At 66.1% G+C, this 14,006-nt stretch carries 14 protein-coding genes; 8 read left to right on the forward strand and 6 right to left on the reverse strand.

Going from position 1 to position 14,006, the window contains the following annotated elements:
* Nucleotides 1-160: 160 nt before the first annotated feature.
* Nucleotides 161-1,054, forward strand: coding sequence for a LysR family transcriptional regulator (locus FHW79_RS19220; protein ID WP_183180441.1), 894 nt, complete (start codon nucleotides 161-163; stop codon nucleotides 1,052-1,054).
* Between the two features lie 443 nt (nucleotides 1,055-1,497).
* On the opposite strand, the gene FHW79_RS19225 is transcribed toward FHW79_RS19220, so the two are convergent.
* Nucleotides 1,498-2,088: a YigZ family protein gene (locus FHW79_RS19225; RefSeq protein WP_183180442.1), complete on the reverse strand. Its 591-nt coding sequence runs from the start codon at nucleotides 2,086-2,088 to the stop codon at nucleotides 1,498-1,500.
* Between the two features lie 340 nt (nucleotides 2,089-2,428).
* Between FHW79_RS19225 and FHW79_RS19230 the strand changes: the two genes are divergently transcribed.
* From FHW79_RS19230 to FHW79_RS19240, 3 genes are all read left to right on the forward strand, one after another.
* A complete protein-coding gene (locus FHW79_RS19230) occupies nucleotides 2,429-2,797 on the forward strand; it encodes a nuclear transport factor 2 family protein (RefSeq protein ID WP_183180443.1) in 369 nt (122 codons plus the stop codon).
* Between the two features lie 48 nt (nucleotides 2,798-2,845).
* Entirely contained in the window at nucleotides 2,846-3,694 is an 849-nt protein-coding gene (locus FHW79_RS19235; RefSeq protein WP_183180444.1) for an alpha/beta hydrolase, read from the forward strand.
* 65 nt (nucleotides 3,695-3,759) lie between these two features.
* Nucleotides 3,760-4,602, forward strand: a complete 843-nt coding sequence (locus tag FHW79_RS19240; protein WP_183180445.1) for a helix-turn-helix transcriptional regulator — start codon at nucleotides 3,760-3,762, stop codon at nucleotides 4,600-4,602.
* A 77-nt stretch (nucleotides 4,603-4,679) separates the two neighbouring features.
* On the opposite strand, the gene FHW79_RS33540 is transcribed toward FHW79_RS19240, so the two are convergent.
* Nucleotides 4,680-6,557, reverse strand: a complete 1,878-nt coding sequence (locus tag FHW79_RS33540) for a tetratricopeptide repeat protein (protein ID WP_183180446.1) — start codon at nucleotides 6,555-6,557, stop codon at nucleotides 4,680-4,682.
* A 500-nt stretch (nucleotides 6,558-7,057) separates the two neighbouring features.
* On the opposite strand from FHW79_RS33540, the gene FHW79_RS19250 reads away from it, so the two are divergent.
* Together FHW79_RS19250 and ppk2 are read left to right on the forward strand one after the other, a co-directional pair.
* The gene (locus tag FHW79_RS19250; RefSeq protein ID WP_183180447.1) at nucleotides 7,058-7,309 is read left to right on the forward strand and encodes a hypothetical protein; all 252 of its coding nucleotides are present in this window, start codon (nucleotides 7,058-7,060) and stop codon (nucleotides 7,307-7,309) included.
* Nucleotides 7,310-7,398: 89 nt separating this feature from the next.
* Nucleotides 7,399-8,229 carry a polyphosphate kinase 2 gene (ppk2, locus tag FHW79_RS19255; RefSeq protein ID WP_183180448.1) on the forward strand — a complete coding sequence of 277 codons (831 nt, stop codon included), beginning with the start codon at nucleotides 7,399-7,401 and terminating at the stop codon, nucleotides 8,227-8,229.
* An 89-nt stretch (nucleotides 8,230-8,318) separates the two neighbouring features.
* On the opposite strand, the gene FHW79_RS19260 is transcribed toward ppk2, so the two are convergent.
* Both FHW79_RS19260 and FHW79_RS19265 read right to left on the reverse strand, forming a co-directional pair.
* Entirely contained in the window at nucleotides 8,319-10,289 is a 1,971-nt protein-coding gene (locus FHW79_RS19260; RefSeq protein ID WP_183180449.1) for an alpha/beta hydrolase, read from the reverse strand.
* Nucleotides 10,290-10,352: 63 nt separating this feature from the next.
* The gene (locus FHW79_RS19265) at nucleotides 10,353-10,976 is read right to left on the reverse strand and encodes a hypothetical protein (protein WP_183180450.1); all 624 of its coding nucleotides are present in this window, start codon (nucleotides 10,974-10,976) and stop codon (nucleotides 10,353-10,355) included.
* 546 nt (nucleotides 10,977-11,522) lie between these two features.
* Between FHW79_RS19265 and FHW79_RS19270 the strand changes: the two genes are divergently transcribed.
* Nucleotides 11,523-12,386, forward strand: coding sequence for a DUF2092 domain-containing protein (locus FHW79_RS19270; protein WP_183180451.1), 864 nt, complete (start codon nucleotides 11,523-11,525; stop codon nucleotides 12,384-12,386).
* Nucleotides 12,383-13,114, forward strand: a complete 732-nt coding sequence (locus FHW79_RS19275) for a hypothetical protein (RefSeq protein WP_211108390.1) — start codon at nucleotides 12,383-12,385, stop codon at nucleotides 13,112-13,114. The genes FHW79_RS19270 and FHW79_RS19275 overlap by 4 nt, the downstream gene beginning before the upstream one ends.
* A gap of 123 nt (nucleotides 13,115-13,237) precedes the next feature.
* Here FHW79_RS19275 and FHW79_RS19280 read toward each other — a convergent pair whose 3' ends face one another.
* Nucleotides 13,238-13,522 (reverse strand): glycine zipper family protein, encoded by a 285-nt coding sequence (locus tag FHW79_RS19280; protein ID WP_183180453.1) that lies wholly within the window; start codon nucleotides 13,520-13,522, stop codon nucleotides 13,238-13,240.
* 71 nt (nucleotides 13,523-13,593) lie between these two features.
* Nucleotides 13,594-13,995 (reverse strand): Rap1a/Tai family immunity protein, encoded by a 402-nt coding sequence (locus tag FHW79_RS19285; RefSeq protein WP_183180454.1) that lies wholly within the window; start codon nucleotides 13,993-13,995, stop codon nucleotides 13,594-13,596.
* Between the last annotated feature and the right edge of the window lie 11 nt (nucleotides 13,996-14,006).

The following is a 14,006-nucleotide window of genomic DNA, read 5'->3' on the forward strand; positions in this document are numbered from 1 at the left end:
TTCGCCTGGAACACCATCGTCGCGCAGCCCTGGACCATCATGTCCATCGGGCTGCGCGACTGGGCGCATCGGTCATGATCCACGAGTCTTGGTATTAGAGCCAAACATCAATCACGATAATCAGGGTAAATTGGCATGCGGTATTGCGAAAAGCGGGACAATGCCGAAACACGGCCTGATCGAATTTGATGCTGTTCTCGCCATTGCGCGGCGTGGATCGTTCCGGGCAGCGGCGCTGGAACTTGGCCTGTCGACTACCGCACTGAGCAACGTCATCGGGAAGCTGGAGCGCCAACTCGGCGTCCGGCTGTTCAATCGCACCACCCGCAGTGTTTCCCTGACGGACGCTGGACGAAACTTCGTCGATCATGTCGGGCCCGCCGTGCAGACCCTGCACGATGCGATGGGCGCCGCCCGCTCGCAGCAGGAAACTCCATCCGGAACCCTTCGGATCAATGCGTTCGCGACAGGTGCGCGGGAGGTGCTGGGTCCGCTCCTGTTGAAGTTCTTGCGGCGCTATCCACACATTCACATCGATCTCGTCACCGAGGGCCGGATCGTGGACATCGTTGCCGAAGGGTTCGATCTTGGCCTGAGGAGCGCCGACCTGGTGCCGAGCGACATGATTGCCATTCCCGTAAGTCCTCCCCGCAGCTTTGCCGTGGTTGCGTCGCCAGCGTATTTCGAAGCCAACGACAAGCCTCGCGTGCCCACCGAGCTGCTGCGCCATTCCTGCCTTCGCATCCGGTTGCCGAATGGCGGGCTGCATCGCTGGCAATTCGAAAAGGACGGTCAGCCCGTCCAGATCGACGTTCAAGGTCCTATCACGCTGGATGAGGCGAGCCTCGCGCGCATCACTGTCCTCAATCACGTCGGCATCGGCTACTTTATGGAGTCCGATGTTCGTGAAGACATCGCGGCCGGGCGCCTCGTTCGGGTCTTGGAAGATTGGACGCCATCGCTGGCACCCTTGTGTCTCTACTATCCCAACAGGCGAAATCCTTCGGCCGCATTCAAGGCGTTGATCGGCATGGCGCGTGACCCTGCTGGATGACGGTTTGCTCAGTGACTGCTTTTGTTGGAGCGGCCGTCTCGCGATCGCGGTGCTGACGACCACGTTTCGTCGGGAACCCGTCGGGAACCGCTGGAACAGCTGACAGCCTGAACCTGGGATGGATCAGTTGACAGTAAGTGGCGGTTTCCAATGATCACAGGTATTTTCCACGCGGAACGGTGTCGATGTTTCGGAATTGGGAAAGAAATGATTGCTCCCCATCTCGGGCTCTGAGGCTGTAGGGGAAACACATCCTCACAACCGCAGGCATCGTCCTCATCGCATGCAGGGCCGCCGATTTATGAATACCGCCTTCTGCGCTCGACACCGGCTTCGCGGTTGATCGTCCGCCACCAGCACATGTTCGAGCGGCTTGAACCATCGCCCGGCCCGATCCGGCCCCGCGAAACCCGTCCGATCGAAGGGGCGAGCGTCCCGTTTCGCTACTCCGGCGGCTTTTGGATCTTGGCCTGACCGCGGGAAACATCCGTGATCATGCGGATGACATCGTCCAACCGCTCGCACGGAACCTTGATTTGAAGCTGCACACCGTCGGCCGTAAAGCCGTTGGTCTCGGCAAGGGCCGCGGTGAAGGCGCCAACTCCCGTCCTGATCCTGGCCTCGTCGGCGAAAGCGCACGTGACGGACAGGACGGCATAGCTGATGATCGGCTGGCGGTCTGCGGCTTGGAGGCAGGCCGACGCGGTGCCGCCATAGGCGCGCACCAGCCCGCCCGCACCGAGAAGCACGCCACCGAACCAGCGGCTGACCACCACCGCCACCCGATCCAGGTTCTGGCCGTCGATGGCCTGAAGAATCGGACGTCCCGCCGTGCCCCCGGGTTCGCCATCGTCGCTGGACCGGAAGAGGTCGCCGATCCGGAAGGCCCAGCAATTGTGACCCGCGTCCCGCCGGCTGCACGCGGCAATGAAATCACGCGCCTCTTCCTCAGTGCTGACCGGGCCCGCCGAGGCGAGGAATCGGCTTTTTTTGATCTCCTGCGCGAATTGCTCGTTTTTCTTGAGAGTGAACATTGTCTTCCGCCGCCATCATTCCTGCGCAGGCCAGAGGCCGACGTTCCCATGCGCCGGTGCAACCTATTCGCCCAACGGCGAAATTGCGACCACGTCGCAGCAACATGCGCAACGAGAACGCCTTGCCCCGCCATCCATGACCGTTGCCGGCGTGCCGCGATGCGGCGCTCCGATGATCCAGCCGGCGCACGCTCGATGACGCGGTCGCTCGATGACCCGGTCGCTCGATGACCCGGTCAAAGGCTTTTCCCTTACCTCCCACGTAATCGCAGCCGGATCGCGGAATGACGATGCTGTGGGTGTCCGGCCGATCCGGGCAGCCCCACGAAGGAGTTCCGCCATGACGAACGCCGCCCATGTCGCCCAGCGCTTCATCGGTGCCTGGAACGAGACCGACCCGAACCGCCGGCTGGCGCTGGTCGCCGAACATTGGAGCGATGACGCGCATTACATCGACCCGATGATGCAGGCGAATGGCCACACCGGCATCAGCGCGCTGATCGGCGCCGTGCAGCAGCGGTTCCCGAACAGCCGTTTCGTCCTGCACGGCACGCCCGACGGCCACAACGACCGGGTGCGCCTCTCCTGGTCCCTCGTTCCGGCGGGGGGCGATCCCGTGGCCGGCGGCACCGACTTCGTCCAGTTGGCCGCCGATGGACGCATCCGCTCGGTGAGCGGCTTTCTGGACCGGGTTCCGGACGGTGCCTGACGCATCGGCTTGCCATCCCACAGCGCCCGGAACGCAGGAGCACCGATCATGAGCATGTCTTCGAAAGCGGCGGCCGACCCGATCCGGCCCGGCTTCATCCTCACGGACGACGGGGTGAGGCTCTTCCACCGGGATTGGGGGCGGGGGAAACCCGTCGTCTTCCTGTCCAGCTGGTCGCTGAACTCCGACTCCTGGGCCTATCAGATGCTGGCGCTGGCCGAGCACGGCCACCGCTGCGTTGCGTACGACCGCCGCGGCCATGGCCGGTCGAGTGACCCGGGAAGCGGTTTCGACTTCGACCGGCTGGCCGACGACCTCGCCACCCTGCTCGACACGCTGGACCTGGAGGGCGTCACGTTGGTCGGCCATTCCATGTCCTGCGGCGAGATCATCCGCTATCTGAGCCGGCACGGCGACCGCCGCGTGTCCCGCGCGGTTCTGGTCGGCACGGTGACCCCGGCACTGTCCCGCACCGATGACAACCCTGACGGAATCGATCCCGCCGTCTTCGAGTCCTTCCGCTCGGATTGGCTGATGCGGGACTTTCCGGGATGGCTGGAGGACAACATTCGCCCCTTCATGACGGCGGACAGTTCGCCCGGCATGATGGCCTGGGTGAAATCGATGGCCTTGCAGGCCTCGATGAAGGCGCTTCTCGACTGCCATCGGGTGACGACGTCCACGGACTTCCGACGGGAGCTTCCGGCCATCGCCGTGCCGACCTTGCTGATTCATGGCGATTTGGACGTGTCCAGCCCGCTCGGCATCACCGGGAGGAAAACCGCCGAGCTGATGCCGAACGCGACGTTGAGCATCTATGAAGGGGCGCCGCACGGTCTGTTCCTGACGCATATGGACCGCTTCAACCGCGATCTGATGGCCTTTCTGGATGCATGATCGGCGGCGCCGGGTATCATCATCGATCGCGACACACCGACGACACCGGAGGGGAGGCCGGAACCATGCCGCAAACAGCCGCCCGGCACCGGCCGCCCCCCAGGACCGTGCCGCGCCAGCCGGTCGGCGAGTTGCTGCGCGCGTGGCGCAAGCGGCGCGGCTTCAGCCAACTCGACCTTGCCTGCGAAGCCGACATCTCGACCCGGCACGTCAGCTTCCTGGAAACGGGCCGCTCGCAGCCCAGCCGGACCATGCTGCTCCATCTGGCGGAGCGGATGGACATTCCGCTGCGCGACCGCAACGCGCTGCTCGCCGCCGCGGGCTTCGCGCCGGTCTTTTCCGAACACGGGTTGGACGATCCGGAGATGCGGGCGGCCCGTCAGGCGGTCGATCTCGTGCTGACCGGGCACGAGCCCCACCCGGCGCTGGCCGTGGACCGGCACTGGACCCTGGTCGCGGCCAACCGGGCGGTCGCCCCGCTGCTCACCGGGGCCGCGCCGGATCTTCTCCAGCCTCCGATGAACGTGCTGCGCCTCAGCCTCCATCCCTCCGGGCTGGCGCCGCGGATCGAAAACTTCGCCCAGTGGCGGAGCCATATCCTGCACCGGCTGACCCGCCAGATCGACGTCAGCGCCGATCCCGTGCTGGCCGCGCTGCTCGGCGAGTTGACCGGCTACCCGGCGCCCGACGGGCAGGCTCCGCGCAGCCGGGGCGAGCCGCTGTCGTCGCATGATGGCGTGGTGGTTCCTCTGCGGCTCAGGACGGAGGCCGGGACGCTGAGCTTCTTCAGCACCACGACGGTGTTCGGCACGGCGGTGGACGTCACCTTGTCCGAACTGGCCATCGAGGCGTTCTTCCCGGCCGACCTCGCCACGGCGGAGGCGATGCGGCAGGCCCTGTCGCGGTGACGGACTGCGAATCCCACGGCTTCCGGGAATGCCACGGCGACACCGGGTTGAATCGCGGCGCTCAAAGCCTCTCGCCGTCAAAGCCTCTCGCCGTCTGCCGTCTGCGGCGGCGGAATGGCAAGTCCGGCCTTGCGCAGCCCATCGACGATCCGGACGATGATGTCCGGGTGGATGTTGCGGCGCTCGAATTCCGAAATCGCTTTGACCGGGAAGTTCGGGTCCAGCCGTAAAATCTCGGAGACCGCCTTCGCCGCCTCGGCCCGGTTTCCGGTCTGGCCGTGGATCATCGCCAGCGCGACATGGCCGAGTATGACCTCCCGCCCCAGATTGGCCCGCCGCATCTCCTCAAGCGCGTCAGCGTAGCGACCGTGCACGTAGTGATAGGTGGCGATCACAATGCGGTACCAGCTCGGCTGCGCCGGGTTGCGGGTGAAGGCTTCGCGGATCAGCGGGATCCCGCGCTCCCATTCGCCGGTCAAGCTGTAGCAGCGCCCCAGGTCGGCGAGTGTCGCGCTGTCGTTCGGGTTGAGCGCGAGCGCCTGCTCGTACGCCTCGATGCTGCGCTGCGGCTCCCGGCGCAGCCACCAGGCAAGCCCAAGCGCCTGATGGGCCAGGGCGCTGTCCGGAGCCAGCATCACCGCGCGCTCGGCCAACCGCAGCCCGTCATCGATCGGATCGACGCGCGTCGAACGGGGGTTGAAGCCGAGCCGGGCCTCGTCGATGGTGACCATGGCGAGCGCCGCCCAGGCTTCCGGATAGCCGGGGTCGCTCCTGGTGGTCCGCTCGAGGCAATCCCGCACCTCGGCGTGGAGGGAGGCGCTGAGCTGACGCCAGTACTGGCGGGCGCGCAGAAGGCAGGCGTAGGACGACAGATCCTGTGGCGCGTGCTGGCTGTTCAACCGCGCTTCCTCGCGCTCGATCACACCGTCCGACTGCGCCAGGGTGCGGGCGACCTGAACGGCGATGTCATGGCGCAGATCCAGCAGCTTGGCCGGCGTGACGGAGCGACGGAAACTGTCCGACCACAGGTAACGATGGTCCTTGGCGGCGATCAGCGTGGCCGTGACCTGGATGTAGTCGCCGGTCTGAGCGACGCTGCCCTTGAGCAGGTAATCGACGCGGGTGGCCGGCACGGCCTCGCGCAGGGCCGGTGCCGAAGGGTAGCGGAAGCTGGTGTCGGCGCCGAAGACCAGGAAATCCTCGAAGCGGACGAGCGCGGCGACGAGATCCTCGGTGATGCCGTCGGCGACGAGGTCGAGGGCGGGGTCGCCGGAGCCGTTGGCGAAGGGCAGAACCAGCAGGGCCGGACCGCGCACCGCTCTCTGTGCCGCGGCCGACGCCGTGGCGTGCTCCAAGACGGTCTTCGACGGGGCCGGAGCGATGCCGCGCCAGCCGGCGTACAGCCCCAGACCGGCCACCGCCAGCAGCATGACGACGGCCGCGGCGGCCAACCAGCGGAGCGGACGGGCGATCTGGTGCCCGATCATCAGCGGCGCGCGGGGCGGATTCAGCCTTTCACCGGTTGGCGTCGGTGCCGGACCGGAGGCTTCGTCCGGAAGGTCGGTCCCGGCCATGACCGGCACCAGGGAGAATTGGGGAACGTAGCCACCCTTGGGAATGGCGATGCGCAGGGGGTCGGCGGCGCCTTCGGTCAGATAATAGTGCTCCAGGGCGCGGCGAAGGCGGCCGGCCTGGATGCGGACCACCGGATCGAGCAGCGGGTCGAAGCTGGCGTCACGGTCGAACACGTCCATGGCGATGGTGTAGGCCTTGATGCGGTTGGCGCGCCCGGCCAGAGCCTCCTGCACGATGAACTGCAGAAAGCGCCGGCCGCGGGCGGAACCGCGCAGGCTGCGGCTGGCCAGCACGCGCGCCAGCGCCGCTTCAATAAGAGGTGCCGTGATGGTGGACGCGGGCAAATCCGTGCTCTGCGGTCCGTCGGAGGTGTGAAGCACGACGCCCTCCTTCCGTTGAGTCCATCCGGCAGCCGTGTCGACGGGGCAGGCGGCTGCTGCAACCTTCGATCCCTGCCGGTATGTCCTTCACCAGCCAATCACCATAAGCTGTGAATGGCCTGATCATAAGGCGGGAGGCGCAACATCAATAAACCTGTGCGAGTGTACGAAAAGTTTCCAAAAATAATGGTCTGCATGATCATTGCATAACGTCATGCCGTATTATCGGCTGGACGCATTTTAATCCGGAGAATCGGCGGCTGGAACACACGCTGATGGTATAGGCGATTTACACCCAGGCCCTCGCTCCATTAATTCGCCCGAAATCTTCTCTTACCTTTTCGTGCAGCGCACAAAGGCGTGCTGCACACCTGTTACGGTATCAAAGCCAACCGTTTCACGCTTCAAGACAGCGGGTATTCCGGTGCAGCTTGTCCAGGAGCAAAGTCCGGAACAAGGCAGGCACCCCGGCGCTCGTCCAGAACCGGGGAGACCAGCCCATGTTGGATAAGCTGCGGCACGTCGTGGAGCGGTTCCCGGATTTGGAGGGGATGATCAAACAACAATGCGCGGACAATCGGTTTTTTCGCAGTCTCTGCGAGGACTATGGAGAAGCCATCGAAGTTCTGCGCGGATGGGAGGCTTCAAGCAGCGGGCGAGGCTTGAAACGCACCGACGCGTGCCGCGCTCTCATCGCGGATCTTGAGCAGGAAATTCTGCTCGAACTCCAGAACCGGAACGATGGTGTATGACCATCCGCCGAGCTTGTCGCCGCATCCGTCAATGAACCGCCAATCCCGTCACCAATCATATCGAACACCCGTCCGCGAGGATGATGAGCATGGCAAAAAAACGGAAAGCCCTTCAAAGCGTCGAGTATGAACAACCAAAGCTCAAGCGACGGGAGTACGAAAGCGCACTCGCAGAGCTTCACGTCGAATTGGTGAAGCTGCAGCAATGGATCGTTCATAAAGGCATGAAGGTCTGTGTTGTCTTCGAAGGGCGCGACACCGCTGGCAAGGGCGGAACCATCAAGGCCATCACGGAGCGCGTGAGCCCGCGCGTGTTCCGCGTCATCGCCCTGCCCACGCCGACCGAGCGCGAAAAGTCGCAAATGTACATCCAGCGCTACATCCCGCATCTGCCGGCTGCCGGGGAATTCGTCATCTTCGACCGGAGCTGGTACAACCGCGCCGGAGTCGAGCGGGTGATGGGCTTTTGCACCGAGGATCAGGCAAAGCGTTTCCTTGACGCCGTCCCCAGCGTGGAGAAGGCCATCATTGAGTCCGGGGTGATTCTGCTGAAATACTGGCTCGAAGTCAGCCCAAAGGAGCAAACGCGCCGACTGCAGGCCCGGATCGACGATGGGCGGAAGGTTTGGAAGCTGTCGCCGATGGATTTGAAATCCTACAGCCACTGGTACGACTATTCGCGCGCCCGCGACGACATGTTCGCAGAAACCGACACCTCCTGGGCCCCATGGTTCGTCGCGCGGTCGGACGACAAGAAGCGGGCGCGTTTGAACATCATCCGTCACATGCTTGACCACATCCCCTACGAAGAGCTGCCCAGGGAAACCGTGAAGCTGCCCAAGCGCCAGGACCCGGACGGCTACGAGGACCCCAACTATCCGTCAAAGGTCATTCCGGAGTTGTCATGGCCCGCAGGGTGACGCCGGGCGGTCATCCTCGGCCGGCGCTGTCCGCGAATGAGCGGCTCCCGAATGAGCCGCCCCCGAATGAGCCGCCATGGAACTGATCATCATCGGGGCCGGCTCGCGACGCGTGGGGCGGCGGCGCCCAGCGGTCCACACGCGTTGCGTTTCGTGCAGGACTCATCCCAGTGGAGGAGAAGGATGCGGCGCACCTCCTCGATCGTGCGCGGATCGGATTGCGTCGAGTGGCCGGAACGCACGACATATTCGGACTCGACCCCGTCGATGTGGGCGCTCCGGTACTCCACGACGCCATCGTCGCCGGTTTCGACCGGCCCGTCGCCGCGCACGGCGATGATCGAGTGCGCCTTGACCCCTTCGGCGATGGGCGTGCGCGCCAAGGTCTGGACCAGCAGGCTGCCTGGGGTCATGGCATGGACGCTTCCGAACCCCGTCTGTCCGGCAAGCGTGGTGCTGGCGTCGTCCAGCCGGCCGATTTCCAAGCTCGCGCTCAGGAGGCGCCCCGGCAATCGCACGAGGCTTGCGACCAGATGGCTGATGCGGTTGCCGGCGACGTAGCTGCCGCCGTGCGGCGTGGCGATGAAGACGAGTCGCTTGACCGACGGAACCGGCTTCACGAACAAGGCGTGTGTCAGCAGGTCGCGCGTTTCCGGGTCGAGCTGAAGCTGGTCCGGCGGCTTGTGGAACGCCGCATTCCACAGGCGGGCACCCGTGTTCACCGCCGTCATCTTGGTCAGCAGGCCGCCCTGGCTGTGCCCGATGACGACCATCTCGTGCAGCGCCGGTTCCCGTCCGGACGGGTCCAGGGTGGACACAGCCTCCTGCAGCGCGTCGCGCAACAGCAGGGCGGAATAGGGAACGGGATTGCCCGTCTCGTAACTGAAGAACCAGAACTGGAAGCGGTCGCGGATGCGGGGGTCGCTTCTCAGATCGTTCAGCATCTCGGCCCAGCGCACCGGGCTCGACGCCGTCCCGTGGACGAAGACGACGGGAATGCGGCCGGACCGGTAGGGTTCCATCGCGACGAGGCGGGACGGCATCTTGTCCAGCAGGCCGCCGCGCAGGAAGCCGCCGAACTCGAATTCCCAGACCGGCATGCCGTCCAGCATATAGGCCAGCGTGGCGGTGTGCTCGACCTCCAGCGGCACCGGCTGGCGGTCGATCAGCACCGTTTCGGTTTCGGACGAGGGGTAGAGTTCGAGTTGCGCGCGCACCTGCCCGTTCGAGAGCTGGCGCCGGGGATCGGGGATGCGCAGCAGAGCGGTCACGGGCGTCTTGACGCGTGGGGCGACCTGGAAGCCCTTCGCCAGGGTGCCCTGCGTGGTTCCCGCCGCCAAGGGGGCACCGATGCCGGGTTGGCGATAGCGGGCGTCGAGGCCATGAACCTCCAGCTCGGCAACCGGAAAGAAACCCGTCAACTGGCGCCCGCCCCACGCCAGTTCCCGGGGATCGAGGGCGACATCCAACTCACCGAACGGGAGCGGGTGGCGCGCCTCCCGGATGGCGATGCCGGTTCCGCCCTCCGTCGCCAGCCCGGATGTCAGGCCACGGTTGTACAGGTCGGTGGCAAGCCGGAACCGGGGATCATAGGGGCTGGGCGGCTGGTCCATGCCCCCCGGGAAGAGAAAGGCGTAGGCGTAGAGGGCGGACGCCAGATAATAGGGTGGGCCGCCCCGATCCTCGGCGTGCAGGAACGACATCTCGGCCAGGGCGAAGATCTCGTCGGCGCCGCCATGCCCCTGCACGATCACCGCGCGGAGGTCGGCCATGGCGTTTTCCGGCTGCACCAGGAAGCGATCCACCAGGGACCACCGGCGCAGCACATTGTGGGTCGGATCGCTGAGGGCGTGCGCCGACAGGACATTGTGCGTGAGCTGCCGATGGACGGTGACGTGGTCCACGCGCTCGACACTGACCGCCGACGCGCAACCCTCGGCAAGGAGCGTCGCGGCCAGCAGGACCGCGACGGTGACGCCTCCCGGAAAAGGCGGGCGCCTCTTCCGGCAGCCTTTCGTGCCGCCCATCGCCATCGGCCGGGCATCTTGGATTGCGTGCACTCCCATGCCCTCCGCCCGTGCTTTTGGCCCACACCCTTCGAATGCGCTCGCGACGACCGCCGTTCAGAACCAGCTCTTGCGCGCCGGCTCGATCGACACCGCAAGAGCCTCGCTGACGACGGCGGTGATCGTGTCGCCGACCTTCAGCGAGGGGAGCCTCGCCTGACGGGCGGGGTCCGTCACGTTGACGGTGTAGACCTCGCCGCCGTTGGGATTGACGAGGTCGATGCTGTTCGCACCGAGGTCGATGCCGACGACCAGCCCGCTGAGCCGTGTCACCTGCACACCGATGCCGCCCGGAGCCTCGACCGGGCGTGCGACCGCCTGCTGGACCTCGTCCTCGGGCACGGGGGTGCCAGGTTGCGACACCATGAAGGCCACGGAGCGGTAGAACTGCGCGTCGACGGTGTCTCCCACCTTCAGCATCTCCAAGCGCACCGCCGGCCCGGCCATGACGGTGACCGGCGTGCCCGACCGTCCGCCCAACGTGACCTTCCGCTTGTCCGCATCGATGCCTGTGATCTTCGCGTGAAGGGTGACGGCGGCACTTTCCGGAATGACGTTGGTCAGAACCGGCCTGCCCTGCGCCGACGCCGGATGCGGAACGGTGACCGCCGCCAGGAGCGCGCCGCAGAGAATGCCCACCGCGGTGGCGGTGACCGTTGGCAAGGTTGCACGACGCTTCATGCTGTCCTCCTGTGTTGCCCGGCATGTGCCGGCGCCGCCTTCGAAGCGCGAAGTTGAAGTGCGGATCCGGGGCTGTCCGGTGTGGTGCGTTGTTGTCCACAGCCAAGTCCTGTAGCCCGAGATCCTCTAGCCCAAGATCCTGTAGCCCGAGACGCCGTCTCTGACGAGTATTCTACGGTAGCCTGGATTTCGCTGATCCCTGCCGTTGGACCAGCTGTTCGGAACACGCCGAGCCCGGTGACGAGCGTATGCATCGGACGGCTTGCGCGGTTCCGGTTACCGTAATGGATGTTACGGTAGCGTACTTGGCGCAATCACCGTGTTCAGCCCAACAGGGCTTGACCGGCTCCGGGCGCACCGACAACGCGGGCAGCGATACCGTAGCGGCCTGCATCGACCGTGGCTGCTACTTTCAATGGCTCCGCTCCACGCGGCTCAATGGCGGCTCAATGACCCCAGGCCTTTCATCAATGGCCTTTCATCAATGCCGCCGGCGCGGCATCCGGGTCAGGAGGCGGGTCGGGAGGCGGGTCAGGAGGGATGTCGATGAACGGACCCAGGTGGTTGATACGGTCGGCGCTGTGCCCGGTGCTCTGCGCGTGCGCCCTGGTCGGACCGGCATTCGGGGCCGAGGCGCCGCCATCCGACAGCCCGCCGCAAGCGGTCGAACAGGACGCGCCCGACCAGGACGCGCCCGACGACCCGCCGATCGACGGCGAAGCGATGACCGTTCTGACGCGCATGGCCGACACGCTCGCCCAGGCCCAGCGCTTCACCGTGACCATCCGGGCCAGTTACGACGTGGTTCAGGACACGGGCGAGAAGATCACGTTCGGCGAGCGACGCGCCGTCACCCTGAACCGTCCCGACGGGCTGCGGGTCGAAGCGCAGGAAAGCGACGGGCGGCGGTCGCTGGTGACGTTCGATGGAAAGGCGATCTCCGTGTTCAATGCGGACGAGAACGTCTATGGCCAGATCGAACGGGCCGGCACGGTGGACGACGCCGTGCGCTATCTCGTCCAGGACCTCCGGGTGAGGCTGCCGCTGGCTCTGCTGCTGGTCAGCACCCTGCCGGATGAACTGGAGCGGCGCCTCCAAACGCTCGACTATGTGGAGCGGGACACGCTCACGGATGTGCCGACCGATCACCTGGTGGGGCAGACCGAGGATGTCGACTTCCAGATCTGGATCGCCTCCGAAGGCCCGCCTCTGCCGCAGCGCGTGACCATCACCTACCAGGGTGACGAGGGCGAGCCGCAATACCGGGCCGACTTCTCCGATTGGAACCTCAACCCGGATGTCCAGCCGGCGCAGCTCGCCTTCCATCCTCCGGAAGGCGCGGAACGCATCCCGGTCATGATCCGTGTCCGCCGGACCGCGACCGGCAGTTCGGAAGGAGCGCCGAAATGAACACGCCAACTTCACGGATTGCCTTTTCCATCGCCGCATCCCTGCTGCTGGTGGTCGGATCGGTCGCGGATGCCTATGCCCGCGGCGGCGGCCGTGGGGGCGGGGGCTTTTCCCGATCCGGTCCGGCGGCGGGGGGCGGCTTTTCCGCTCAACGATCCACGGCTCAGCGATCCACGGCGGGCGTGGGAGCCCGTCAGGCCGGCGCCACCCAGCGGTCGAGCCAGCGGACGGCCGCCGCGCAGACCACGTCCCGGCAGTCCGGCGCCACGGAGCGTTCCGCGCAGCGCGCCGAGACGCAGCAGACGCGCACGGAGGCCCGGGCCGACACGCGCGTATCAGGCCAGCAGGAGCGGACCGAACGGCAGGGGCAACGGCAGCAGGGCCAGACGGAGCGGACGGAAGCCCGCCAGCAGGGCCAGACCGAACGCACGGAGGCGCGGTCCAACGCCGCGCAGAACATCGCCAACGACTGGGACGGTCATTACTATCATGACGATGATGATGACTGGGGGTGGGCTCTGGCGGGGGCGGCGGTCGGGGCGACCGCGGGTTACATCGCCGGTGCCGCCACGGCGCGGCCGACCTATGTGACCGTGCTTCCCTGCACGCCCACCGTCGTGCCCTATGGCGGCGTCAGCTACTACGGCTGCGGAGGAACCTGGTACAACCGCAGCTATGTGGACGGCAGCGTCACCTACGTCACCGTCAGCCCGCCTCCCGGCTACTGAGCGTTTGCAGTGTGGTGATGGCACGGACCGTCGGATCGGTTCGCATTCTCACGGCCTTTCGCGACAGCACCAGGGCGGGCGTCTCCGTCCTGGTGCTGTCGCGTCGATGAGGCCGCGGCGCGGTCATTGAGTGCCGCTTCGCTGGGTGGACCCCTGCTGGACGCCGCGCTGGTAGGCCGAGGCCTCGGTCCGCTTGTGATAGTCGTAGAGCAGGCCGCCGGCCAAACCGGCGCCCGCGCCGATGGCCGCACCCATGCCGGCGTTGCCGGCTATGGCGCCGATCAGCGCTCCGCCCGCGGCCCCTCCGGTCGTGCCGGTGAGCGCGCGCTGCTGGGTTGGTGACATGTCGGCGCAAGCCGCGAGGGGAAGCGCGACGACGGCGACGCGGAGGAACTGTGTGAGTTTCATGGTCTTTCCCATCCTGGATGGCCTTTGAACGAAGGCCGTGGACCGCGGCGGAGGAAGCGGATGCCGGCGGATCAGGTGCGGCAGGGGTAGCGCTGGGACAGGAAGCGGAACAGCCCATCCACCGGCGGCGTGTCCATCAGCCTGGGATTCTGCTTCGCCCAGGAGACGAAAGCGGAAACGGCGTCGTTGCGCGATGGCGGAGGCGTCGGCGCGCACACCAGCTGGCGCTTGCCTTCGGCGGCCGCCACGACCTGATGGTATTGATAGGCGCCGACGGCGAAGCCGTGGCAGAAATGGAGCGCCGCGATGCCGGTCGGGTCGTTCGGCGTGGCTTCGCACAGCCGCACGAGGTCGCCCGTGGTCCGGACCTGAAAATTGGTTTCCGTGGGGGTCGGCCCCGTCTGCGCGTTCACGGCGGTGATTGCCGTTGCCGACAGGGCGACGGCCAGAGCGACCTTGATTGGGTGTTTCATGGTTTGCTCCC

The organism is Azospirillum sp. OGB3, from assembly GCF_014192915.1.
Taxonomy (GTDB): Bacteria; Pseudomonadota; Alphaproteobacteria; order Azospirillales; family Azospirillaceae; genus Azospirillum.